Raw genomic sequence first — 22,725 nt, 5'->3', positions numbered from 1 at the left:
AGACATGGTCAAGACAGGTAGCCGGCATATCGACATGCTGCGTGACGGCCGCGAGGTCTATCTGGATGGCAAGCGGGTCGCGGATGTAACGACCGACCCTGCATTCCGGAACTCGATCCGCAGCTACGCGAACCTCTATGACTTCCAGGCCCGCCCGGAGAACATCGAGAAGATGACCTTCGAGTCGCCGGACACCGGCGAGCGCGTTAGCCGGATCTGGCAACTGCCCGAGAGCTACGACGATCTGGTCGAGCGCCGGATGGCCCTCGAGGCCTGGACGGAACTGCACTACGGCTTCATGGGCCGCTCGCCGGACCATGTCGCATCCTGCATTTCCGGCATGTACATGGGGATCGACGTCTTCGAGCAATACGACCGGGCCCGGGCCGGCGCCCTGCGCGAGTACTACAAGTACGCCCGGGACAACGATCTCTTCCTCACCTACGTCATCGTCAATCCGCAGGCAAACCAGTCCAAGGCGGCGCACGAGCAGGAAGACAAGTACCTGGCGGTGGGCATCTTCGACCAGGATGCCGAAGGCATCACGGTGCGCGGCGCAAAGATGCTGGCAACCAGCGGCATCATGGCCAACGAGGTATTTTGCAGCTGTATCCAGCCCTTGCGCGAGGGCGACGAGATGTATGCGCTTTCGTTCGCCGTGCCCATGAACATCAAGGGCTTGAAAGTCATGTCGCGCAAGTCGTACGAGGGCAACGCGACTTCGGTTTTCGACAACCCGCTGTCGAGCCGCTATGACGAGAACGATGCGGTCCTTTACTTCGACGACGTCAAGGTGCCATGGGAGCGCGTCTTTATCGCGGGCGATGTCGGCATGTGCGCAAAGCAGTTTCATGCCACTCCGGCGCATAGCTACCAGAACTACCAGTGCCAGGTCCGGCTGATGGTGAAGCTGCGCTTCCTGGTGGGCATCGCGCAGCGCATTACCGAGGTCAACGGCACCAATGCCTTCCCGCAGGTACGGGAGATGCTGGGCCAGCTCGCCGCCGAGGCGGCCATGGTGGAGGCCTGGGTCTATGGCATGGAATCCAAGGGCCACATGGAGAAAGGCTACTTCGTGCCCGACCGCAACCTGCTGTACGGATCGCAGGTCATCACCCAGCAGCTCTATGCCAAGGTCCTCAACGCCCTGCGCGAGCTGGCGGGTGGCGGAATGATCATGCTGCCGTCGAGCATCCGCGACTTCGAGAACCCGGCACTGGCCTCGATTATCGACAAGACGCAGAAGTCGCCGACCTGCAGCCCGGAAGAGCGCGTCAAGTTTTTCAAGCTCGCCTGGGACGCCGTCGGGTCCGAGTTTGCATCGCGCCATAACCAATACGAGATGTTCTATGCAGGCGCGGGCTTCGTCACCAAAGGGCACGCATATCGATCTTACGACTGGAAGAAGGCCACCGACCTGGTCGACAACATCCTGGACAGCTATTCGCTGGGCGCGGAGCTGGGCCAGGTGGCGCGCGCTGCCTAAGCCGGCAGCCGTTTTTGAGATTCGCTGACACCCACGGAGATAACCATGGCGATCAACAAGCTTCACGATGAGTTTCACACCATTGATATGGAGAGCGGCTGGGAGGTGCCTCCCGGCTATCCTTCGGGCATCCAGCAGAAGATACTCTCCGGCTCCCTCGACGAAGGCGGCGGCCGCGGCAGCCGCACGCGCCTGCTGCGATTCCAGCCCGGCGTCTTCACCACCGCGCCGTTCGTCCATCGCTACTGGGAGGAGGTGTATCTGCTCAGCGGCGACCTGACCGTCGGTAACGACGAGCGCGGCGAGGGCGGGCGGGCTTTCGATCCAAACACCTATGCATGCCGTCCGCCGGGTGCATATCACGGTCCCTTCAAGTCGAACGCGGGTTGCATGCTGCTGGAAATCCATTACTTCGACCCGGCCTGATCATGGTGGCGACCATAGATTCCGTGATGGGCCAGCTCTCGGCGGGCGCCGCCGATGCGGCGTCGCTGCTGGCGGACTGCGTGGAGCGCGCCTGCAATCCCGGCGGGGAGGGGGCTCGCGTGTTTCCGCACGGCGTGAGCATGGCCGCGTCGAAGCAAGCCACGGCCAGCGACATATTGCGCAGACAAGGCGTTGTCGGGCGGCTCTCTGGCTTGCCGATTTCGGTCAAGGATCTGTTCGATGTGCAGGGCGACGTCACGCGGGCCGGCGCCCGCGTGCTGCCCGAGCAGGCTGCCACGGTTGACGCGGTCGCCATTGCACGGTTGCGCGCGGCCGGCGCGGTCTTCGTCGGCCGCACCAATATGACCGAGTTCGCGTATTCCGGGGTTGGCACCAATCCGCACTACGGCACGCCCCGCAATCCGTTCGAGCGCGCGGTTGGCCGCATTCCCGGCGGTTCCTCGTCCGGGGCGGCGGTCTCGGTGACGGACGGCATGGCTGTGGCCGCGATCGGCTCGGATACGGGCGGCTCATGCCGGGTTCCTGCGGCGCTCTGCGGCATCGCGGGGTTCAAGCCCACCGCGCGCCGGGTGCCGCTGCAGGGCACGGTGCCACTGTCGCCCAGCTATGACTCGATCGGTTGCCTGGCGCAGACGGTTGCCTGCTGCGCCGCGCTCGACGGGGTCATGGCGGGGGAACCGGACGTGCCGTTGGCAGCGAGGCCGGTACGCGGCCTTCGGCTGGCCGTGGCACGGAACGTGGTGCTCGACGGGCTTTCCGGCGAAGTCGCCAGTGCCTATGAGCGGGCTCTTGGCCGGCTGGCTGCCGCCGGCGCCTTGCTGCGGGAGGCTGCCTTCGATAGCTGGAACCAGTTGCCGGAACTGAGCATCAACGGGGGCCTGGTGGCGGCGGAGGCGAGCGCGTGGCATGCCGAGCGGGTTGCCGCCCAGGCGGATCGGTACGACCCGCGAGTCCTGTCGCGCATCCGGATGGGCGAGCAGCAGAGCGCGGTGGATTACCTGCGGATGCGCGCCCGGCGCGAAGCGCTATGCCGGGAGGCACAAGGGGAGCTGCAATGGTTCGACGCAGTGGTGCTGCCGGCGGTGCCGATCGCGGCACCGCGGATTGCCGACCTCGCCGATGACGCCGCGTTCTTTCGTGCCAACCGGCTATTGCTGCGCAATCCCGCCATCGCCAATGTGCTCGACCTGTGCGCACTGACCATGCCATGCCATGAAACGGGCGAGGCACCGGTCGGGCTGATGCTCTTCGGCCAGCCGATGGCGGACCGGCGACTACTCGCCATCGGCATGGGCATGGAGTGCATCCTGCGTAGCCACAAGATGTAGACGCCTTATCCGCCGGCAAGACTTTGTGGCGGCTTCTAACAACGAGGAGGAGAGATCATGTTTCATTTTCGGTTCAAGCCGATGTTCCTGGCCGGCACGATGTTGGGCGCTTCGGCGCTTGCCGCGGCCCAGCCGGGCAAGATCAGCGACGGCGTGGTGAAGATCGGGGTGTTGACGGATATGTCGTCGATATTTTCCGATATTGGTGGAAAAGGGTCGCTCGTTGCCGCCCAGATGGCGGTGGACGATTTCGGCGGGAAGGTGCTGGGATCGGACATCAAAGTGGTCAGCACCGACCACCAGAACAAGACCGATGTGGCCGGGACCATCGCGCGAGACTGGTTCGATAACCAGAAGGTGGACGTCATCCAGGACGTATTGCCGTCCTCGGTGGCGCTCGCGGTGTCCAATCTCGGCAGGGAGAAGCACAAGCTGGTGATTGCCAGCGGCGCCGGCACGACCAGGCTGACCAACGAGGATTGCTCGCCCTACACCATCCAGTATTCCTATGACACCTATGCCTTTGCAGCCAACACTGTCAAAGCCCTGTCAAAGGGCGGCGACAACAGCTGGTACTTCCTGACGGTCGACTACGCGCTGGGGGCGTCCCTTGAGAAAGACGCGGTCGATGCATTGACCTCGGTAGGGGGAAAGGTGATCGGGAAGGCAAAGCATCCCATCAATTCCCCGGACCTTTCGTCCTATCTGCTGCAAGCCCAGGCATCGGGCGCCAAGGTGATCGGCCTGGCCAACGCCGGCAGCGATACCGTCAACGCATTGAAGACCGCCCGGGACTTCGGCATTGGCGGCGCGGGAAAGCAGAAGCTGGCGGGACTGCACATGTTTATCAGCGACATCCATAGTCTCGGCCTGCAAGCGGCACAAGGGATGATGCTGACCACCTCCTTCTATTGGGACCGCGACGATGCCACGCGGGCCTGGTCGCAGCGCTTCTTCGACAAGACCAGGAAGATGCCCACGCTCGTGCAAGCCGGTGTGTACTCGTCGACGATGCACTACCTGAAGGCCGTCCAGGCCGCGGGCACCGACGAGACCGATGCGGTGGTGTCGAAGATGAAGTCCAGCCCCGTCAACGACTTCTTTGCGGCCAATGGAAAGATCCGCGCCGACGGGCTGATGGTGCATGACATGTATCTCGCCGAGGTCAAGACGCCGCAGGAGTCCAGGAAGCCATGGGACTACTACAAGATCAGGCAGGTCATTCCAGCCAGCGAAGCATTCCGGCCGATTTCGGCAAGCAAATGCGCGCTGATCAAGAAGTGACGGTTAGCAATTAGCAACTACGGAGACATGAACATGCTGACATTCGATATTGAGACACGCACGGGCAGGTGGCAGCGCGTTGTGGACATCAAGCGGCTTGTCATCGCGGGCTGGACGGGGAGAGATGCCGACGCGATGGAGAAGCACATCCGAGAGCTGGAGGAGCTGGGCGTAAGGCGGCCATCGGCCACCCCGGTGTTCTACCGGGTTGCGGCGCACCGGCTCCAATCGCAGCCCGCGATCCAGGTCAGCGGAGGCGCCAGCAGCGGCGAAGTGGAGTTCCTGCTGATCAAGCACCAGGGTGAAATCTTTGTCGGCATTGCCTCGGACCACACGGACCGGGAGGTGGAGACCTACGGCATCACGGTGTCCAAGCAGATGTGCGACAAGCCATGCGCGCAGGTGCTCTGGCGCCTGGCGGACATCGGCAAGCACTGGGACCAGCTTGTCCTGCGTGCCTACGCGACCATCGGCGGCGAGCGGGTCCTGTACCAGCAGGGGCCGGTCACGGCGATGCGTTCGCCCCAGGACTTGCTCGACAGGTTTGCGGAGCAGGGCGGCAATTTTGACGATGGCACCGCCATGCTGTGCGGCACGCTGGCGGCGATCGGTGGCATCCGGCCGGCGGATCGCTTCGAGATCGAACTGGAGGATCCGGTGCTGGCCCGCTCGCTGCACCATGCCTACGCCGTCGAGGCGCTGCCCGTCCACGGATAAGGCCGCCGGCCAGACCCGCATTCCCGATGCATGCCAGAGGCGAACAAACGATGCCCCACGAAGATTCCATATTAGAAACGCGCAGCCTGACCAAGTCGTTCCGCGGCTTCACCGCTGTGAGCGGCGTCGACCTGCAGGTGCGGCGCGGGTCCATCCATGCCTTGATCGGCCCCAACGGCGCCGGCAAGACCACGTGCTTCAACCTGCTCACCAAGTTCCTTGAGCCGACGACCGGCACGATCCTGTTCAACGGCATCGACATCACGCGCGAGAAACCGGCGCAGATCGCCCGGCGCGGCGTGATTCGTTCGTTCCAGATCTCGGCCGTGTTCCCGCACCTGACGGTGCTGGAGAACGTGCGCATCGGCCTGCAGCGGCAGCTCGGCACGTCCTATCATTTCTGGCGCAGCGAGAACACGCTCGACACGCTTAACGGGCGCGGCATGGAGCTGCTCGAGCAGGTCGGCCTGACGGACGTTGCGCAGACCGTGACCGTCAACCTTCCGTATGGCCGCAAGCGCGCGCTGGAGATCGCCACCACGCTGGCGATGGAGCCGGAGCTGATGCTGCTCGACGAGCCCACCCAGGGCATGGGCCATGAAGACGTGGCGCGCGTCACCGAACTGATCCGCAAGGTGGCGGTGGGGCGCACCATCCTGATGGTCGAACACAATATGAACGTGGTCTCGTCGATCGCCGACAAGATCACGGTATTGCAGCGCGGCGCGATCCTGGCCGAAGGGCCGTACGCCGAAGTATCGAAAGACCCGCGCGTGATGGAGGCCTACATGGGCACCGTTGACGCTGAACTGCAGGGCGCGCACTGAGGAGCCAGGATGAGCACAACGCCCGCACTAGAAATCAAGGACCTGCACGCCTGGTACGGCGAATCGCACATCCTGCATGGCGTGGACCTGACCGTGAATCCTGGCGAGGTGGTGACGCTGCTGGGCCGCAACGGCGCCGGGCGCACCACCACGCTGCGCGCGATCATGGGCCTGACCGGCCAGCGCAAGGGTTCGATCCGCGTCAACGGCACCGAGACCATCGGCATGCCGACGCACAAGATCGCGCATTGCGGCATCGGCTATTGCCCGGAAGAGCGGGGCATCTTCGCCAGCCTGTCGTGCGAGGAGAACCTGCTGCTGCCGCCGCTGCTGAAAGGGCAGGGCGGCAGCGCGGTCACCGGCATGAGCGAGGCCGAGATCTACGACATGTTCCCCAACCTGAAGGAGCGCCGCCAGAGCCAGGGCACGCGCCTGTCGGGCGGCGAGCAGCAGATGCTGGCCGTTGGCCGCATCCTGCGCACCGGGGCCAACCTGCTGCTGCTCGACGAGATCTCCGAGGGCCTGGCGCCGGTGATCGTGCAGGCGCTGGCGCGCATGATCCTGATGCTCAAGAAGAAGGGCTACACGGTGGTGATGGTGGAGCAGAACTTCCGCTTCGCCGCGCCGCTGGCCGATCGCTTTTATGTGATGGAACACGGCACCATCGTAGAGCGCTTCGCGGCTGCGGAGCTGCAGGCCAGGATGCCGGTACTGAACGAGTTGCTGGGGGTGTGAGGAACGCTTTATGACAATACTGAATTTTCCCCTTCCCGCCTTGCTGTCCCAGTTGCTGCTGGGGCTGGTCAACGGTGCTTTCTACGCGATGCTGAGCCTTGGCCTGGCGGTCATCTTCGGGCTGCTCAACGTCATCAACTTTGCCCACGGGGCGCTGTTCATGCTCGGCGCGGTGCTGGCCTGGATGGGCATGATCTACCTCGGGCTCGGCTACTGGGCGATGCTTGTGCTCTCGCCGCTGGCGGTGGCGCTGATCGGGATCGTGATCGAGCGCACGATGCTGCGCTGGATCTACAAGCTCGACCATATCTACGGCCTGCTGCTGACGCTGGGCATCACGCTGGTGATCGAGGGCATCTTCCGTTCGGTCTACGGTGTGTCCGGGCTGCCGTACTCGGCACCGGAGTCACTGGGTGGTGCCACCAACCTGGGCTTCATGATGCTGCCCAACTACCGCGCCTGGGTGGTGGCCGCTTCGCTGGTGGTGTGCTTCTCCACCTGGTACCTGATCGAGAAGACCAGGCTGGGTGCTTACCTGCGTGCGGGCACCGAGAATCCCAAGATAGTCGAGGCCTTCGGCGTCAACGTGCCGCTGATGGTGACGCTGACCTACGGTTTCGGGGTGGCGCTGGCGGCCTTTGCCGGCGTGCTGGCGGCACCGGTGATCCAGATCTCGCCGCTGATGGGGCAGAACCTGATCATTATCGTGTTCGCCGTGGTGGTGATCGGCGGCATGGGCTCGATCATGGGCTCGATCCTGACCGGCCTTGGCCTGGGCGTGATCGAAGGGCTGGCCAAGATGTTTTATCCCGAGGCTTCGGCCACGGTGGTGTTCCTCATCATGGCAATCGTACTGATGCTGCGCCCGTCGGGGCTGTTCGGGAGAGAGAGATGATGCATCAACCAACTGGCGCGGCGGTGGCCGCGGGCGAGGCAGGACAGGCAGGACAGGCAGGGCACGCAAGACAGGAGCGGGGCATGCAGAAGAAGCTGTGGTACGGATTGCTGCTGGTGGCGTTGATGCTGGCGCCGATGGCCGGGGCGTATCCGGTGTTTGTGCTCAAGGTACTGTGCTTCGCGCTGTTCGCATGTGCCTTCAACCTGCTGATCGGCTATACCGGGCTGCTGTCGTTCGGCCATGCCGCCTTCTTTGGCGGCGCGGGCTATGCCGCCGGCCATGCCATGAAAGTGTGGGGCGTCACGCCGGAAGCAGGAATGGTGCTAGGGACGCTGGCCGGCGGCTTGATCGGCTACGTGGTGGGGACGCTGGCGATCCGGCGCCAGGGCATCTATTTCTCGATGATCACGCTGGCATTGGCGCAGATGCTGTTCTTTGTCTGCTTGCAAGCGCCGGCCACGGGCGGCGAGGATGGCCTGCAGGCCATCCCGCGCGGCAAGCTGTGCGGGGTACTGCCGCTGGCCGACGACCTGACGCTGTACTACGCGGCGCTGGCCGTCATCGTGGCCGCGTTTGCGCTGATCGTGCGCACGGTGCATTCCCCGTTCGGCCAGATCCTCAAGGCAATCAAGGAGAACGAGCCGCGCACCGTCTCGCTAGGCTACGACACCGACCGCTTCAAGCTGATGGCGTTCGTGCTGTCCGCCGCGCTATCAGGGCTGGCCGGGTCGATCAAGGCGCTGGTGCTGGGCTTTGCCACGCTGACCGACGTGCATTGGGCGATGTCGGGCTCGGTGATCCTGATGACGCTGGTGGGCGGGCTGGGCACGCTGTCAGGGCCGTTGGCCGGCGCCTTGGTTGTCGTGGCGCTGGAGACCAAGCTTGGCGCGATCGGCAGCTTCTTGGCTTCTGCCACGGGCATCGCATGGTTCGGCTCGCTGGGGGAGTCGGTCACGATGGTGACGGGCGTCATCTTTATCGCTTGCGTCCTGCTGTTCCGCCGGGGCATTGTGGGCCAGCTTGCACTGCTCGCGGGCAGGCGAGTGGTTGGTCGATGTCTACGAGCGCTGCGCGTAACCCCCAAACGGTCCAAAGTGGACCAGATAGGGGGAGCTTAATCCAGCTTAATTCGCGCGTCTTTTGCCAGTTGCCGATACTGTGCGATCTCGGCACGCACGCGCTGACGGAAATCCTCGGCGCGACCATGCCCGACAACAATGGCTCGCTCGGCGAGCGTATTCTGAAATTCCGGATTCTGCAGGACCGCCTGCAGTTCCACTCGCAGCCGCTCCAGGACTTTCTGCGGAGTACCGCGAGGGGCGGCTATGCCGTACCAGAACGCACCGCTCGACATGGTGACGCCGACTTCAGAAAAGGTGGGAACTGCGCTGTACTGAGGCAACCGTGCCGCACTGCTGATTGCTAGCGGTTTCAGCCGGCCAGCATCAATGAGCGGTTTGGCAACGAAAAAGGGGTCGAGGCTCAGGTCGATTTGTCCACCGATGACATCGGCAAGTACCTGCATGCTGCCTCGATAGGCTACAGGCGTCATGTCCACTTGGAAGGTAGAGGCAATCATCGCTCCCACAAGGTGGGGGGCCGTCCCTGGGCCTGTGGTGCCATACGTGACCGCGCCAGGCCGCGCGCGCGCTTGCGCCAGCAGGCTGGCGAACGACTCAATGGTGGAGTTCTCCGCGCGGGTCGATACGACAATGGAGGTCTCACCGACGATGGCGACAGGCGCCCACGTGTCCTCAGCCGCGATCGGCAGATGTGGCCGTAGGGCCGGCAGCATGGAGAAAGTGGTGGAACTGCCCAGTAGAAGCGTGTAGCCGTCAGGGGGTGCCTTTGCGACATGTTCTGCCCCTATCAGCGTGGCCCCGCCGGGGCGGTTTTCAATGACCACCGGCTGCCCTAGCCTGAACCGCAGCTTGTCTGCAATCATGCGCGCGATTGAATCGCTAAGCCCGCCCGGACTGAAGGGAACGACAAGGTGCACCGGGCGCTCAGGGAAAGTATCCGCATGGGCGGGCGCATTGGTCGGGCCGCCTCCGAGCAGCAGGGCACAGATATAGAGTTGACGCATGGAAGTACGTAACAGCATTAGTATCGGCATCGAGGATACGTGGCAGGCGCGTGAGCGGATCGCGGCATGCATAAGCGGCCGTTGAGGGGCGGGGCGGATCCTTGAGCAGGGGGGGAGCGGCGCGGTCGGTTTGCCGTTTACCCTGCGGCCATGTTCACGACCATGCATCGGCGGCGAGCTTGTCTCTCAGTGCCTGCGCCTTGAGTGGTTCGCCCCCGATAATGACCACCTTGCCGGCGTCCAGGCGGCGGATCTGCGTGGCCAGTGCCTCTACGGACGTCCTCGGACATCTTGTTAAGGGAAACATCTGGCTCTTGGGCGACATAACCAATTCTCATCGTTGCATGTGCATACACGCATCGATGATAGCGTCGTGCAGCCGTGACGTCACCCCACTGCAGGGGGCGGGGGGATCGATCCCGATTGCCTGGGAGGAGCTAAGGGGGCACATTGGACCTTCATGACGGTTCCGGACCGCGCTACGGAGATAGCCTGACAGAGCCCTGCAGCATGTCTCACGGATGCAACCAGATTTGCCATGTAAGCCTTTCATCCACTGAAAACCCCTGCCTTTAGCCCGTCTTCGGTAGAGGCCAGGGGATGATAGTGACATTAACCTAACATTTTTTCTTTCGCCTTAGCACTCTTGATTGAGACGTACCCCGATAGCTCATACATAGGTTGGATGGCCAAGACACTTTTCGGCGAGCCCTTTATCCGACGACGATGAAATATCCTGATCGCGAGTTTCGCGATCTTTACAAGTCTCGTAATGTTCGCGTGTGATGCGCTGATGGGGATAAAAATCGAATCCTATCCACGATTGCTCGGGATACCGGTGATGCGCACATTGATATGTGCGCAATATTGCTCCCTCCCCGTCACCCTAATGCATACCTGTGTTTCAGGTTTTTGACACTGTCGCGCCAAGCAGGCGCTGCAGCCTGGTGCTGTGCCAAGAAGTTGTTTAAAAATCAACAGATTGACATTGCGGCATGGTTATCGCAACTATCTAAATTGCAGGAATCCCCGGCAACGCGCCAGTGCCGCAGAGAGACCAGTCTTGGTACGCGAAATCGTTCGCGCCGGCATGAGCGCATTGGGTCCTGCATATAAAAAAAGCAAGTAGGGGAGAGCAAGTGAAAAAACTCTTGCCATCTTCGGCATGCGCCCTGATTTCCGTCGGAACTAACAACCTGGAAGCCCTATGAAGCACTCTCTCTGGTCAACGTTCTTCCGCGCGGGGCGCTCCGCCCTGATCCTTGCAACACCGCTCCTGGTGACGATGAGCCTGGGCGCAAATGCTGGGACCTTGGCCAAGCCGTCGGGGAAGTCCCAGAATTCCTCAGCAGCCAGTCTCGATTCCCAGGCCTATCGTCTGGCGGAGCGCGCATACACGCTGGCGGAAACAGAAGACATTGACGGCGCCAGGAAGGCCGTGGAAGCATCCTTGGAACTCGCGCCCGACAACCGGGATCGCGAGTTGCTGCGGCTGAGCCTGCTGGTCCGTGCAAACCTCCTCGTCGAAGCGCGCACCTATTCGGAAGGGCTGCTGCGAAAGTACCCCGACGATCAGAAACTCCACGCCCAGCGCGCCTTTCTCGCACAGCGCCAGTTGGAGTTCACGCTTGCGTCCGAACAGTTTGCCGAAGCGCTGCGGCTTGGCGGATGGAGCAGTACCGAAGTACGAAATCTGCGCCTGGCGTGGGCCGACAGCGAACTGAGTGCTGGGCACCCCCAGCAGGCGCTGGAAGCGCTCGAACCGCTTGCCACGCAGAAGGAGTTTGCCGGTGACAGTGAAGTGCAGTCACGCGTCGAACAGGCTAAGCGAAGCATTGAGGCGGGACAGAACCGAGGGAGTCAATCTGATTCATCCTGAATATGCGCTGCAGATCGCTTTCCCCGCAGACCTTGCGCCGCATTCGCGTCAAAACCTGCTTGCGAAGGCCGGGGCTTACCTGGCGTGGAAAGTCGCGGGCCGCGCAAAGGCGAGGGCGGTCATAATGGCGGAGACGGACGCCATGCTGCTTGCCGTGCCCGTAGTTTGCACCAGAGCCAGTTTATATACGCAAACACGCGTTGATCACGCCAGCCAAAGAGCTGGACCCCGGCAAGCGTCGCTTGGGCGCGCCATGTTGCACATGCGATTTGAGCTAGGTCAAAGCCCAGGGATGCTATCGGGTTTTTCCTGACATTGTAGAGTGGCGCCCCGAAGCCAATCGCCTCTACACTCGAGAGCGGATGGTCCAGAGCACAAACATCGCCGTCAGCCATCCGTCCGCCAATCCCTGCTAGCCATCTCTCGTGCAATCGCTTTAGGGTTTTTGCTCAGGGAAGTTCTTGTAGAGAAAACTTACAGGAGACACTGAATGTCTGAGTTTGCGCAAAACCCGTTCGCCGCGCTTCAAGAATCCAATCTGGCTGCGCTATCTGGTTTCAGCCAGGCATATTTCAACAGCTGGCAGAGGGTTGCCCAACTTAACCTTCAAGCAATGAAGGAAACCCTGGAGAGCGGGAGCGAACACGTCACGAAGTTGTGCACACAAAGGGATCTGCGGGAGTTGCTAGACGCGCAGGGCGGCGCTTCGCAGCCGACCGCAGAGAAGGTAATTGCCTACGTTCAAGATCTGTACGAAATTTTTACTGAGACCCAGGCGGAGTTCATGCGCATCGCCGAGGCGCAGTACGGGCATTACAACGGCAGCTTGGGGGCATTCGTTGACGCGTTTGCGAAACACGCTCCCGCAGGATCCGAGGTGGTGACGGCTGTTCTAAAGTCTGCCGTGACGGCTGCTAACGGCACATATGACACGGTGAGCAAGGCCGCAAGGCAAGCATCGGAAGTCGTTCGATCCAATGTCGAAGCGACCAGCTCGACGGTGCTCAAGCAGGCGCCGAAAACCAAGGCCGCCTGATCTGCGGTCGGCGCGGGCGCCGGAACGCCGGCACGAAACAAGCGGCGACGCTCCGAAGGAGTATCGTCGCCCGGCGGGGCAGCCGCATTTTCCTCGACCTATTGGCACAGGATCTGCCCCAATTGCCCGGCGCCCGCGCCTATGCGCGGCGCCTTTCTCCGACCATTGCCGATCCCCGATTGCCGTTGCACAAATACTGCGGATTGGTCGCCGATTGACGCGATGTTCTCAGCAACTGGTTACTGGCCGGACTGGCCGGGCGAGGCTTTCTTTTGCCCTCTAGCCCTTCTGGGCCGCACTTTTGGCCGCGCTCCTTTGCGCTTCGTCCGCGGCGACGGCCACCCGGTTGCGCCCGGACGCCTTCGCCTCGTATAGCGCTTCGTCGCTTGCATTGAAGAAGACCCGCAGGTTGGCGAAACGCGCGCGGTCCTCTGCGATAGCCACACCGATGCTGACTGTAAGCACCTGGTCGGCGCTCCCTAAATTCGGGATCGCCAGGCTCTGGACTGCCGAGCGAATTTTTTCGGCCACGGCAATGGTGCCTTCCATGCCGGTGTTGGGCAACAGCACGGCGAATTCCTCGCCGCCGTAGCGGGCGGCATAGTCGCCAGGCCTGCGGATACTGTCGGCTATGCAGCGGGCAACCGCAGCCAGCGCATCGTCGCCGCCCGCGTGCCCGTAGTGGTCGTTGAAGTTCTTGAAATGATCGACATCGATCATGATCAATGACAAGGGCTGCTGGTTGCGCCATGCCCGGCGCCATTCAATGTCGGCGGCTTCATCCAGGGCGCGCCGGCTGCCGATACCCGTCAGACCGTCCGTATTGACCATGAGTCGCAGGTGTTTTTCCATTGCCAGCCTGCGCCTGAACTGCCGGGAAATCAGCACCGAGAGGGCGATGAGCATGGCGTCGAGGGCAAGGATAAGCCCGCCCAACAGCCACGCCCTTTTGCGCCATTCCGCATAAACGTAATCGGTCGACAGGCCAACGACAACCACGAGCGGGAAACCGGTAACGTGGTGGAAGTCATATAGCCGTTCAGTGCCATCCAGTGCGGCAATGCCGACATAGGATCCTTGCGAGGCTTGAGTAAGCGGAGCGAAGGACGGGCTGCTGGCAATGCTCCGCCCAATGGTGCTTGGCTCATACGGGCGGCGCATGAGAACGATGCCATCGTCCCGCAGCAGCGTGATGGTGCCCCCCGGGCCAAGCTTCGTCCCTTCGAACAGCCTCCTGAAATAGTGGATACGCAGCGTGCCGACGACAATGCCGGCAAAGCTGCCGTCTTCGTGCGACAACCTTCGGCTAAGGCCGATCGACTGGCCACCGTCCGTCAGGCGTGGCTGGAACGGCTGGCTGACATACAGTCCGGCAGTGGCCGAATCGCGATGCACCTTGAAGTAATCGCGGTCGGCGAGATTGACGGGACGGGGAGGGATCGAGCGGGAGTCGAGCAAAAGGTGGCCTTGCTCGTCCGTCACCAGCAGGGAGCCCATGTCCGTTGCGGTTGTGGAACGGTCAAACAACACTAGCTGGCGGATGGCGGGAGGCAACCGGAGAATCTCGGGATCTTTGACGCCGTCGATCACGGAGTGCATCGACAGCTCATAGATTTCCAGATTGCGGGCGATATCGTGCTCCAGGATCAGCGAGAGATTGGCGGCCCCCTCCTGTGCGCGGGCATACGCGTCCTGGCGCATTTCATGGAGCGCACCGGCCCCTACGGCAGCAATGGCAACAGCAAGCGCAAAGCTGCTGGCCACGAAAAGATTGAGGGATTTGAAATTCACTTTTTGGCGCCGGCCAAGGTTATCTGGATGCATGTTCGGGGTCGTCACTCCGCCCAAGCGCGAGCGCGCCGATTGTACTTGCTCAAATACGCGTGCCCCGCATTGATCATGTCAAGGGCCGGCGAAAGCCTTTACGGCCCGGTGCGCAAGGGCACCATGGGCATGCCAACCGAGGGTTCTGGGTGGACCTGCGCGGCAAGTTGCGCGTGACCATCGACCACCCCGGGTCGCCGGAGGCGCTCAAGTCTATATGAGGCGGCCACCCGCGAACTGGCCGCCTTGCGGGCCGAAGCGGGACGGCGCTGCAGCGGGCCGAGCGCGCTGAAGTGGAAGCCTCTGCGGCGAAGCGCTTGGTTTCGCCCAGGCACCGGTGCCGGCGACAAAAACCCGGGTAGGGAGCAGCCTAAATTTACGGGCCTAGGCACAATACTGTTCACTTCACAACCACTTTGGGGACGATTCGCTGATTCAGCGGCTCGGATCGCCGCCGGATTCGGAAATTCGACATCTTTCGTTTCACGCCGCGGGGATTGCGCTTGCCGCGGCTTTGCACCGCGGGGCCGCTGGCGAGTTCGCGCAGCAGACTTTGTTTCCAGCTTTGCCACTGCTCAGGGGGAAATAGCCGCCGCCTCGGGCAGGCGTCGGTTGAGCACACGCACGGCATGAACAAAGGATAAGTCTTCGGGTCGCTGCCCGCTGTCCTGTGCCGCTTCGTACATCAGTCGACGAATCGCCGCGTGCGTGAGCATTAGCGCATAGAATTCCTGACGTACCAGATCAGGCGTCTTGCTGCGCAGCACCTTCTTTCCATCGCACAGATGTGTCTTGATCTCGTCGAACATCTCCTCGATCTTCCAGCGCCGGTGGTACAGCGCCGCCAGCTCGATGGCAGGTGCCACCGCCGGGTCCAGCAGATTGGTGATCAGGCGATACTGCGGCTCAGCGTCAGGCACGCCTTCCAGGCGATACTCGATGACCCGCACCCGCATGCCGTTGCGCTGGTGTCGTCGGTCGGTGTCGCTGGCATAGACGGTGCTTAGGTACGAACCGTCTGCCAGCGGCACTTCGCACGGCAGTCGCACATTCGACTTCACGCGCCACAGCAGCTTCGCTCCGGTCGCTACCGCCTCGCGCCACATGTCATAGCCGTAGAACAGGCGATCGGCCAGCACCAGCATCTCGCTCGAGAACGCCGGAAACAGCTGCCGCGTGAGCGCCTGTTCGCTGTCCTCGCGTACCCCGCCCATCTGCACCTCACACAGCGCGTGCGTCGCACATTCGGCCAGCGCCACAAAGCGGATCTGCGGATACGCGCCTTCACCGCGCCCGCCCTGGGCATACCCGAACGCCTGCGCATTGACCTGTTCATCGGGCACATCCAGCGTCGAGCCATCCACGCTCATGACCCGATAGCCAGCATAGTCACCGCCTGCAGTTCGCGGGTGTTGCGCTGCCTGTCTGGCGAACAGCTCGCGCATCACCTGCCAGCCCAGCCGTGTCCGCCCCTGCGAGATCGCCGCCTTGCTGACCTGCGCATCGCGCACCTGATCGCCGTAGATGCGCCGCAGCCCCTCGATCACCAGCCGAAACACTTCCTCATAGGCCACGCGCGGATACAGGCACATCGCCATCACGAAATACACCAGCACTTCCCGCGGCATATCCCGGCGCAGACGCGTCTGCACACCGCACTTCACGAGCGCCTCCTTGACCTGCCCCAGGGAACAGTTCAGCGCCAAATACCCCACCGCCAAATGGTCCGCGAGCCTCGCACCGCCGGGCAGCGTTGCCTCCGTTCTTGCCATCCTTCAAGCTCTTCTTGTTGTTGCAGAGGCTTGAAAGTTAACACAAATTCGAATTTGTTAACAGTATTGGGCCTAGGCAGCTGTTGGTGGATGCATCAGAGCCAATTAGGTGATGTCTTACGGCCTGACTGTCAACGTCAGGCAGGAGGTATTGCCTCGCAGCCCCGTAGCTATTATTTAACATAACGATAATTATGCGCCCACTACGTGTTGCAGCCAGATGCTAATGTCGGGATCTGGCTAGATAGAAATGTCGCGGTCAGCGCCATGGGTGCGATGCTACCGGGTTTGTAGCGGGTATCGGGAGGCCGCCATGGCAAGGCCGGATCTTGTGACCATGAGCATGCGAGAGCTGGATCGTCTCAAGGTGATTGACGCGGTAGCCCGGGGCGAGCTGAAGCCGTGGCGCGCTGCTGAGAAGCTGGGGTTAAGCACGCGTCAAGTCGAGCGGCTGACCCATCGATTCCGGCTCGATGGCGCGACTGGGATGCTGTCCCACAAGCGTGGCCGCACACCAGGCAACCGCGCCCTCGATGCTGGCCTGGAAGCTCGCGTGCGCGGCCTGATCCGCGACACCTACGCCGACTTCGGTCCGACCCTGGCCTGCGAGAAGCTGCGCGAGCGCCATGGCATCGCTCTGGCCAAGGAGACCGTGCGCCGGATCATGATTGACGCCGGCTTCTGGGTCCCGAGGAAGCTGCGCCCGCCCAAGGTCTACCAGCCGCGCAGGCGCCGCGCGTGCCTGGGCGAGCTGGTGCAGATCGACGGCAGCGACCATGCCTGGTTCGAGCAGCGGGCGCCGGCCTGCACGCTGCTGGTCTATGTCGACGACGCCACCAGCCAGCTGATGGCATTGCGCTTCGTGCCGACTGAATCGACCCAGGCGTATTTCGAGGCGACGCGGGCCTATATCGAGCGTCATGGCAAGCCGATGGCGTTCTACAGCGACAAGGCCAGCATCTTCCGCGTCAACGCCAAAGATGCCGCCGAAGGACGCGGCTACACGCAGTTTGGGCGGGCCCTGTTCGAGCTGAACATCGACATCCTGTGCGCCAATTCCAGCCCGGCCAAGGACTATGCATCACAATGCACCTCATGGGTCGAGTGGGATGATACTTACGCGGTGACTGCACGTTTACCGCGAGATTTGCATTGATGGCGATACTTCACTGGCGCATCCGCGCCAGGTTGTTCGAAGAGGCACTGCCCCTTGTCGTCGTAGCGGTGCGCCACGAGCAGGCCGGCACGGCGCCATATCTTGACGGTAGTCGGTGCGACATCGAGGCACTTTGCAATCTCGTCCAGCGTGAGCAAGCCACGCGCGCGCAGCCTGTCGTAGCGACTTTGCAGATCGTAGGAGAGCCGAATCCGGGTGACCATTACGTGGTGAAACGGTTTGCCCTGACCTGACGTGAGTCCCTGGCGATTGAGTAGCTCTGCCGTTTCACCGTCAGTGTGGTTTTCCAGGAGCCGGTCGATCTCAGCGACGACGGCTGGCGGGGTCTGCCGTAACATCCACGCGGGCTTGGATAGTGGCACGTGCAACGTGTGTGTTGCGCCGCCGTTGAAGCGTATCTGAGCGCTGACGTCCGTGCCTTTTAGCAGGGTCACGTCGCCGATGAGTAGGCGTGCCATGCGCTTGCGCTCACGATCTGGCGTGTGCGGATCGTTCCATAGGCGAGGAAAGTCCTTCGCAAGTGCCATGATGCTCTTGCGCTGTGTGTCGTCAACTCCGGCGCGATCGGCTTCGCGCTGCTTCTCGTAGCGTTCCTGGGCCTCACTGAGAGCGCGCAGCGCATGGTTCCATTCCGCTTCAAGCGAGTCCGCAACCAATCGATGCTCCGGATCGACTTGCATGTAACGACGGCGTGCCAGATCGGTCTCGTAGCGCGCTCGCTCGAGCTCTTGGCGGCGCAGTCGGTCGCTCGCCTCGGTACGGCTCTCAAGCTCGTTCTGCACGGCCAGAGCGACCTCAAGCGTTACCGGCGTGACCAACTCCACGAGCAACCTGCCAATTGCATCGTCAAGCTCACCACCATGGAGACTCTGGCACACAGGGTGCGCGTGCTGAATGCCCCGGCGCTGGCACATGTAATCCGGCACCCTACGCGTGCCTTGGATGTGATAGCGAACGGTCATTCGCTCGCCGCATTTGGCGCAGATCGCCAAGCCTTGCAGCAGCGCCGGCCCCTCGCGAGGCGCCCCTCTCTCACGGTCGAGGCCAAGTGCGTGGGCATTGTCGCGTAGGATTTGAACGTTCTGTTCGAACTCCTCCCAGCTCACGTAAGCCTCGTGCGCATCGCGAATCAGCGCGGTCCACTCCTCGGGCGGCAGTCGCAGGCAGACGTTCTGACCATTGGGATGCTTGCGTTGCCGCGTGCGCCCAAAGCAGAATGCACCGGCATAGCGCGGATGATGGAGAGCCCACAGCACGCGTGCGTGTTCGAGCTCGGTCCACAGCACATCGCCTTTGCGCTCTCCGCGGTGAATCCGGCGCGGGAACTGAAGACCCTGGTCACGAAAGGCCTTGACGGTCGCGGTGGCAGAGCCCGTGCGACGAAACGTGCGGAAGAGCTGACGAACACTCTCCTGGATACGTGCATCCGGGTCCAGGCGCACGCGCCCCTCGGTGTCGTAGACAAAGCCGATCGGCAGCCGCATCTCGAGTTCTCCGCGGCGCGCCTTGTTGAGGATGCCACCGCGTAGCCGTGCCCGCATGACGTGCAACTCTGCCTCGCTCATCGTGCCCTTCAGGCCGAGCAGCAACCGATCATTGAAATGCGCGGGGTCATAAATTCCATCTTCGTCAAGAATTAGGGAGTCGGCGAGTGCGCAGATCTCCAATAGCCGATGCCAGTCGGTTGAGTTGCGCGCCAGCCGAGACACCTCCAGACCCATTACGATCCCGGCCCGTCCCAGGCTCACCTCGGTGACGAGGCGCTGGAAGCCCTCGCGCTCGACCGCAGATGCACCGGATAAGCCGAGGTCCGAGTCGATGACCACGACTTGATCGTTGCGCCATCCGAGCGCGATGGCGCGCTGTCGCAGAGCATACTGGCGCTTGGTGCTCTCGGTATTCTCGAACATCTGCCGCAACGAGGACTGCCTCACGTACAGATAGGCGTTCCTCTTGAGGTGTCTTGCCTGTACTTTCGAGTGGGTCTCTGCAGTCATGTCATCCCCTCTAGCGCTGTCGCGATTGCCATGGTTGCCACGATGTCAACCAGATTCCGTTCGATACCTACAGGCAGGCTCAACCCGCTCCTCGCGGCCACGGGCACTGGGCGAGGCGAGCCGTCTTCGGCCGCACACTTCATCCAGGCGGCCATCCCCTTGAACATGACAAGTGCGCGACCGCGCATCATCGTGCGGCCGCATTCGCTTGGCTCGACGACATCTTTACGCAACGCCTCGTAGTATCTGGTCAGCACATGAACATCAAGCGTTGCCGCGGGGGCTTTTATGGCCGTTTTTTTTTCGACCGCGCCAAGGCGCGTTCCACGGTGCGTCGATGCACTGTCAAACCGAAGCGTTCCGCGATCCGTTCGACAAGAATTTGCACATCGAGACCATCCTCCACGGCACGTGCATCTTCGATGAAGCGCATCACGTCGTCGGTGATTTTGTGTGGCCCGTGGGGGCCTCGCTTGTCTGGCAGCAGCCCGACCAGGCCCTCTCGATCAAAGTCGGCCTGCGCCTTGTAGAACGTCGGTCGGCTGACCCCAAAGTGCGCAGCGGCATCGGCGATGGCCTGACCATCGACACGTACGCGACGCAGCATTTCATAGCGGGCCTGAACCAGATCGCGGGGGTCGAAGAAGTCGCTGGCGATAAAGGCGGGATCATCGATGCCCTGCGAGTGAGGATTCACCGTGCCGCTCTCTTCGAGCGCTGCAAGCTTAGGGTCGGGTTTTCGAATGCGAGTCATATGTAATCTAAATTATGCCCACGCATCACCTATGTCAAGGTTTTTTACTAGAAAAAAGTAGAGAATGCCCGCAGTAACTGTATAAACGAACCGCATTCAGTGTCATGGCGCCCATGGATAGGTAGATGCACGGGATACTAAATGGCATAAATATCTTTACATAAGCGGCATTATTCCCTTGACACCTTGCGCTTGCGCGCTTGCGGCCTTCCAGATCGCTTAGCCTCCCGCTGTCGGGCAATCAGCGCGACAAGTTGCAACAGGTCCTCTACTCGGAAATGCGATCGTCCGGCCGACGTTACCTCGAATACGTTTGGCGCCGCTGCGCTCGTCCAGGCCGCCGGCATGCGTCTGAGGTTGCCCATTTCGTCGTAGAAATAGATGCGGTCCTCTCCCCACGCATTGCGCCATTCCAGCAGCGCGAATTCTCGCCCGTAAAGCGGATGAAAGGGATGGGTAACCCGGAAGGATTGCATCCCACCGGTCAGATCACGTGTAGTTGACTGCTTTTGAGAAGGGCCGCGTGGAGCGGATGAATGGCACCCTGCAGGACCGCCTGGTCAAGGAACTGCGGCTGCGCGGCATCAGCACCATGCCAACCGCCAATGCCTTTGCGCCGGCCTTTATAGCCGACTTCAATGCCCGCTTCGCCAAGCCGCCGCGCAGCGACTTCGATGCCCACCGGCCGCTGCGCGCGGACGAGGATCTGACCCGGATCTTTACCTGGCGCGAATGGCGCAAGGTGTCGCAGAGCTTGACGCTGCAGTACGACAAGGTCATGTACCTGCTGGCGGACCGGCCCGAGTTCCGGCGGCTGATTCACCGCTACATCGAGGTGGCGGAATATCCGGACGGGCGGATCGAGCTGTGGGCCGATGGCGTCGCTCTCCCCTACACCACCTATGACCGGCTGGCCGAGATCGACCAGGGCGCGATCGTGGAGCACAAGCGGCTGGGGCACGTGCTGGCCATTGCGGCCAAGGTCCAGGCGTTGCGTGACAGCCGGCACACCACGGGGCCGTCGCGCACGCTGTCGGGCGAGCCCCCGCGGCCACACCAGCCTGCGCCGCACACCAAGCGCCAGCGGCTGATCAATCGGCTGGATCTGGAGCGCGCCATCGCAGGTTCCACCGCCCCACCCGGTGCTGGCTTCTCCCCTTCCGGCCCGCTTGACCGCGTTAGGGGTAAACCACAAAAAGCACGACCGCACTGACATTTCTAAATGGCCAGCCCACCGACTGGCACTGGTCGGTCAAGCTCCTTTTGCTGGGGTGGTGCGCGATGCTGCTCTACCTTGCGGCAAAACTCGCCATGGGTATGGCGCTGCAACGCCCACCTGAACGCAAGAGCGCCCTGGCTCTCAGAGCAACGCACAGATGCACCCCACGCGGCGGGAAAAGGCAGCAACCAATGAGAGGGGGTCGGGACACGCGGCAGCTTCGCAAAGGACGCCATCGCACAACCCGCTGCTCGGTCTGCGGAGTGCCCTCCGGGCCGGACACGATACAAGCACAGAGATACGCCGGTCGCGCTATGCCGCCAAGACCAGCGCGCAGACACTCCCGACGCGACCCTACGTGGAGCGGCCCGGGCGCGTCGCGCACGCTGTCGGGCGAGCCCCCGCGGCCCGTCAACCCGGCACCCCACACCAAGCGCCAGAGGCTGATCAATCGGCTGGATCTGGAGCGCGCCATCGCGGGTTCCACCGCCCCACCCGGTGCCGGCTTCTCCCCTTCCGGCCAGCTTGACCGCGTTACGGGCAAACCACAAAAAGCACGACCGCACTGACATTTCTAAATAGCCAGCGCGCTGACATCTAAAAACTGCCTCGACAATAGATAGACATAGACTGTCAGGGCTAAGTTGTAATGTCGTACCCATGAGCTAACGCGAGCATGCTGGCGCTCTATCCGCTTGGATCGGAGTCCAGCCATGCCGAAGCCCGAGATGGTGACCATGTCGATGCGTGAACTGGACCGGTTCAAGGTGATTCAGGCTGTCGTTTATCTGGGGCGGGCTATCAGCAGGCAGGCCGTCGTAAAGGACGGTCTGATGGCTGGTACCGTGGACTAGCTTTGGGCTTTGGACTTGTTCAGGGTGACGGCGGCGCGAATGAGCGTTTTCAACGCCTCCTCGTCTATCTTCTCGCCCTCATGGAAGTCGATGGCACGCCTTGTGTTTCCGTCAAGACTGGAGTTGAAAAGGCCCGAAGGATCCTTCAGAGCCGCCCCTTTGGCGAAGGTCATCTTCACGACGTTCTTGTAAGTCTCGCCTGTGCAGATCAAGCCGTCGTGCGACCACACCGGAACCCCTCTCCACTTCCACTCCTCGACGACTTCAGGATCGGCTTCCTTGACTAAAGTACGGAGCCGGTTGAGCATCTTGCCCCGCCAGTCGTCTAGCTCCTTGATTCTCGCGTCGATCAGCTGAGAAGGAGACTTGCTTTCCTGCAACCCGCTCTTCGTCATGCCCGTTTCT

20 protein-coding genes and 2 pseudogenes are annotated in these 22,725 nt (G+C 62.1%); 14 read left to right on the top strand and 8 right to left on the bottom strand.

Features of this window, described 5'->3' with window-relative positions; genetic code table 11:
* Positions 1–4: 4 nt before the first annotated feature.
* The 9 genes from ACZY0R_RS00660 (at position 5) to ACZY0R_RS00620 (ending at position 8,840) form a co-directional block, all read left to right on the top strand.
* On the top strand, positions 5–1,486 hold the full coding sequence (locus tag ACZY0R_RS00660) for a 4-hydroxyphenylacetate 3-hydroxylase family protein (protein WP_488856686.1): 1,482 nt from the start codon (positions 5–7) through the stop codon (positions 1,484–1,486).
* Between the two features lie 45 nt (positions 1,487–1,531).
* Positions 1,532–1,912: a cupin domain-containing protein gene (locus ACZY0R_RS00655; protein WP_441628981.1), complete on the top strand. Its 381-nt coding sequence runs from the start codon at positions 1,532–1,534 to the stop codon at positions 1,910–1,912.
* A 2-nt stretch (positions 1,913–1,914) separates the two neighbouring features.
* Positions 1,915–3,261: an amidase gene (locus ACZY0R_RS00650; protein ID WP_488856685.1), complete on the top strand. Its 1,347-nt coding sequence runs from the start codon at positions 1,915–1,917 to the stop codon at positions 3,259–3,261.
* Between the two features lie 81 nt (positions 3,262–3,342).
* Positions 3,343–4,545, top strand: coding sequence for an ABC transporter substrate-binding protein (locus ACZY0R_RS00645; RefSeq protein ID WP_488859459.1), 1,203 nt, complete (start codon positions 3,343–3,345; stop codon positions 4,543–4,545).
* Between the two features lie 27 nt (positions 4,546–4,572).
* Positions 4,573–5,262, top strand: a complete 690-nt coding sequence (locus ACZY0R_RS00640; protein WP_488856684.1) for a DUF2848 domain-containing protein — start codon at positions 4,573–4,575, stop codon at positions 5,260–5,262.
* Positions 5,263–5,312: 50 nt separating this feature from the next.
* Positions 5,313–6,089, top strand: coding sequence for an ABC transporter ATP-binding protein (locus ACZY0R_RS00635; protein ID WP_488856683.1), 777 nt, complete (start codon positions 5,313–5,315; stop codon positions 6,087–6,089).
* Positions 6,090–6,098: 9 nt separating this feature from the next.
* A complete protein-coding gene (locus ACZY0R_RS00630) occupies positions 6,099–6,824 on the top strand; it encodes an ABC transporter ATP-binding protein (protein ID WP_488856682.1) in 726 nt (241 codons plus the stop codon).
* Between the two features lie 10 nt (positions 6,825–6,834).
* A complete protein-coding gene (locus tag ACZY0R_RS00625) occupies positions 6,835–7,719 on the top strand; it encodes a branched-chain amino acid ABC transporter permease (RefSeq protein ID WP_488856681.1) in 885 nt (294 codons plus the stop codon).
* An 83-nt stretch (positions 7,720–7,802) separates the two neighbouring features.
* Entirely contained in the window at positions 7,803–8,840 is a 1,038-nt protein-coding gene (locus tag ACZY0R_RS00620) for a branched-chain amino acid ABC transporter permease (protein WP_488859458.1), read from the top strand.
* Here the strand turns inward: ACZY0R_RS00620 and ACZY0R_RS00615 are convergent.
* Together ACZY0R_RS00615 and ACZY0R_RS00610 are read right to left on the bottom strand one after the other, a co-directional pair.
* Entirely contained in the window at positions 8,837–9,808 is a 972-nt protein-coding gene (locus ACZY0R_RS00615) for a Bug family tripartite tricarboxylate transporter substrate binding protein (RefSeq protein WP_488856680.1), read from the bottom strand. The two genes, ACZY0R_RS00620 and ACZY0R_RS00615, sit on opposite strands and share 4 nt — an antisense overlap.
* A gap of 154 nt (positions 9,809–9,962) precedes the next feature.
* Positions 9,963–10,133 carry a hypothetical protein gene (locus ACZY0R_RS00610; RefSeq protein WP_488856679.1) on the bottom strand — a complete coding sequence of 57 codons (171 nt, stop codon included), beginning with the start codon at positions 10,131–10,133 and terminating at the stop codon, positions 9,963–9,965.
* 882 nt (positions 10,134–11,015) lie between these two features.
* Here ACZY0R_RS00610 and ACZY0R_RS00605 point away from each other — a divergent pair.
* Both ACZY0R_RS00605 and ACZY0R_RS00600 read left to right on the top strand, forming a co-directional pair.
* The gene (locus tag ACZY0R_RS00605) at positions 11,016–11,687 is read left to right on the top strand and encodes a hypothetical protein (RefSeq protein WP_488856678.1); all 672 of its coding nucleotides are present in this window, start codon (positions 11,016–11,018) and stop codon (positions 11,685–11,687) included.
* Between the two features lie 490 nt (positions 11,688–12,177).
* On the top strand, positions 12,178–12,723 hold the full coding sequence (locus tag ACZY0R_RS00600) for a phasin family protein (protein WP_488856677.1): 546 nt from the start codon (positions 12,178–12,180) through the stop codon (positions 12,721–12,723).
* Between the two features lie 279 nt (positions 12,724–13,002).
* Here ACZY0R_RS00600 and ACZY0R_RS00595 read toward each other — a convergent pair whose 3' ends face one another.
* Both ACZY0R_RS00595 and ACZY0R_RS00590 read right to left on the bottom strand, forming a co-directional pair.
* Positions 13,003–14,547: a sensor domain-containing diguanylate cyclase gene (locus ACZY0R_RS00595; protein WP_488856676.1), complete on the bottom strand. Its 1,545-nt coding sequence runs from the start codon at positions 14,545–14,547 to the stop codon at positions 13,003–13,005.
* 575 nt (positions 14,548–15,122) lie between these two features.
* On the bottom strand, positions 15,123–16,319 hold the full coding sequence (locus ACZY0R_RS00590) for an IS4 family transposase (protein ID WP_488856675.1): 1,197 nt from the start codon (positions 16,317–16,319) through the stop codon (positions 15,123–15,125).
* Positions 16,320–16,632: 313 nt separating this feature from the next.
* Here ACZY0R_RS00590 and ACZY0R_RS00585 point away from each other — a divergent pair.
* Positions 16,633–17,391: pseudogene (locus ACZY0R_RS00585) on the top strand (ISNCY family transposase); the annotation flags it as partial.
* Between the two features lie 44 nt (positions 17,392–17,435).
* Here ACZY0R_RS00585 and ACZY0R_RS00580 read toward each other — a convergent pair.
* The 3 genes from ACZY0R_RS00580 to ACZY0R_RS00570 form a co-directional block, all read right to left on the bottom strand.
* Positions 17,436–19,493 (bottom strand): recombinase family protein, encoded by a 2,058-nt coding sequence (locus ACZY0R_RS00580; RefSeq protein ID WP_488856674.1) that lies wholly within the window; start codon positions 19,491–19,493, stop codon positions 17,436–17,438.
* A 286-nt stretch (positions 19,494–19,779) separates the two neighbouring features.
* On the bottom strand, positions 19,780–20,247 hold the full coding sequence (locus tag ACZY0R_RS00575) for a helix-turn-helix domain-containing protein (RefSeq protein ID WP_488856673.1): 468 nt from the start codon (positions 20,245–20,247) through the stop codon (positions 19,780–19,782).
* 170 nt (positions 20,248–20,417) lie between these two features.
* Positions 20,418–20,723, bottom strand: coding sequence for a DUF5372 family protein (locus ACZY0R_RS00570; RefSeq protein ID WP_488856672.1), 306 nt, complete (start codon positions 20,721–20,723; stop codon positions 20,418–20,420).
* A gap of 26 nt (positions 20,724–20,749) precedes the next feature.
* Here ACZY0R_RS00570 and ACZY0R_RS00565 point away from each other — a divergent pair.
* Both ACZY0R_RS00565 and ACZY0R_RS00560 read left to right on the top strand, forming a co-directional pair.
* Positions 20,750–21,460, top strand: a pseudogene (locus ACZY0R_RS00565) (transposase family protein); the annotation flags it as partial.
* A 719-nt stretch (positions 21,461–22,179) separates the two neighbouring features.
* Positions 22,180–22,320 carry a hypothetical protein gene (locus tag ACZY0R_RS00560; protein WP_488856671.1) on the top strand — a complete coding sequence of 47 codons (141 nt, stop codon included), beginning with the start codon at positions 22,180–22,182 and terminating at the stop codon, positions 22,318–22,320.
* On the opposite strand, the gene ACZY0R_RS00555 is transcribed toward ACZY0R_RS00560, so the two are convergent.
* Positions 22,317–22,715: a DUF1801 domain-containing protein gene (locus ACZY0R_RS00555; RefSeq protein ID WP_488856670.1), complete on the bottom strand. Its 399-nt coding sequence runs from the start codon at positions 22,713–22,715 to the stop codon at positions 22,317–22,319. The two genes, ACZY0R_RS00560 and ACZY0R_RS00555, sit on opposite strands and share 4 nt — an antisense overlap.
* Between the last annotated feature and the right edge of the window lie 10 nt (positions 22,716–22,725).

Source organism: Cupriavidus sp. F041, assembly GCF_057814235.1.
This window is presented reverse-complemented; position numbering and strand designations above follow the sequence as displayed.

What these genes read in the sequence shown, in the direction of transcription:
- ACZY0R_RS00605 (WP_488856678.1), top strand. Translation starts at nt 11,016, where the DNA reads ATGAAGCACTCTCTCTGGTCAACGTTCTTCCGCGCGGGGCGCTCCGCC.
- ACZY0R_RS00600 (WP_488856677.1), top strand. Translation starts at nt 12,178, where the DNA reads ATGTCTGAGTTTGCGCAAAACCCGTTCGCCGCGCTTCAAGAATCCAAT.
- ACZY0R_RS00635 (WP_488856683.1), top strand. Translation starts at nt 5,313, where the DNA reads ATGCCCCACGAAGATTCCATATTAGAAACGCGCAGCCTGACCAAGTCG.
- ACZY0R_RS00575 (WP_488856673.1), bottom strand. Translation starts at nt 20,247, where the DNA reads ATGACTCGCATTCGAAAACCCGACCCTAAGCTTGCAGCGCTCGAAGAG.
- ACZY0R_RS00570 (WP_488856672.1), bottom strand. Translation starts at nt 20,723, where the DNA reads ATGCAATCCTTCCGGGTTACCCATCCCTTTCATCCGCTTTACGGGCGA.
- ACZY0R_RS00650 (WP_488856685.1), top strand. Translation starts at nt 1,915, where the DNA reads ATGGTGGCGACCATAGATTCCGTGATGGGCCAGCTCTCGGCGGGCGCC.
- ACZY0R_RS00610 (WP_488856679.1), bottom strand. Translation starts at nt 10,133, where the DNA reads ATGTCGCCCAAGAGCCAGATGTTTCCCTTAACAAGATGTCCGAGGACG.
- ACZY0R_RS00580 (WP_488856674.1), bottom strand. Translation starts at nt 19,493, where the DNA reads ATGACTGCAGAGACCCACTCGAAAGTACAGGCAAGACACCTCAAGAGG.
- ACZY0R_RS00615 (WP_488856680.1), bottom strand. Translation starts at nt 9,808, where the DNA reads ATGCGTCAACTCTATATCTGTGCCCTGCTGCTCGGAGGCGGCCCGACC.
- ACZY0R_RS00655 (WP_441628981.1), top strand. Translation starts at nt 1,532, where the DNA reads ATGGCGATCAACAAGCTTCACGATGAGTTTCACACCATTGATATGGAG.
- ACZY0R_RS00555 (WP_488856670.1), bottom strand. Translation starts at nt 22,715, where the DNA reads ATGACGAAGAGCGGGTTGCAGGAAAGCAAGTCTCCTTCTCAGCTGATC.
- ACZY0R_RS00625 (WP_488856681.1), top strand. Translation starts at nt 6,835, where the DNA reads ATGACAATACTGAATTTTCCCCTTCCCGCCTTGCTGTCCCAGTTGCTG.
- ACZY0R_RS00595 (WP_488856676.1), bottom strand. Translation starts at nt 14,547, where the DNA reads ATGCATCCAGATAACCTTGGCCGGCGCCAAAAAGTGAATTTCAAATCC.
- ACZY0R_RS00645 (WP_488859459.1), top strand. Translation starts at nt 3,343, where the DNA reads ATGTTCCTGGCCGGCACGATGTTGGGCGCTTCGGCGCTTGCCGCGGCC.
- ACZY0R_RS00590 (WP_488856675.1), bottom strand. Translation starts at nt 16,319, where the DNA reads ATGGCAAGAACGGAGGCAACGCTGCCCGGCGGTGCGAGGCTCGCGGAC.
- ACZY0R_RS00620 (WP_488859458.1), top strand. Translation starts at nt 7,803, where the DNA reads ATGCAGAAGAAGCTGTGGTACGGATTGCTGCTGGTGGCGTTGATGCTG.
- ACZY0R_RS00640 (WP_488856684.1), top strand. Translation starts at nt 4,573, where the DNA reads ATGAACATGCTGACATTCGATATTGAGACACGCACGGGCAGGTGGCAG.
- ACZY0R_RS00630 (WP_488856682.1), top strand. Translation starts at nt 6,099, where the DNA reads ATGAGCACAACGCCCGCACTAGAAATCAAGGACCTGCACGCCTGGTAC.
- ACZY0R_RS00660 (WP_488856686.1), top strand. Translation starts at nt 5, where the DNA reads ATGGTCAAGACAGGTAGCCGGCATATCGACATGCTGCGTGACGGCCGC.
- ACZY0R_RS00560 (WP_488856671.1), top strand. Translation starts at nt 22,180, where the DNA reads ATGCCGAAGCCCGAGATGGTGACCATGTCGATGCGTGAACTGGACCGG.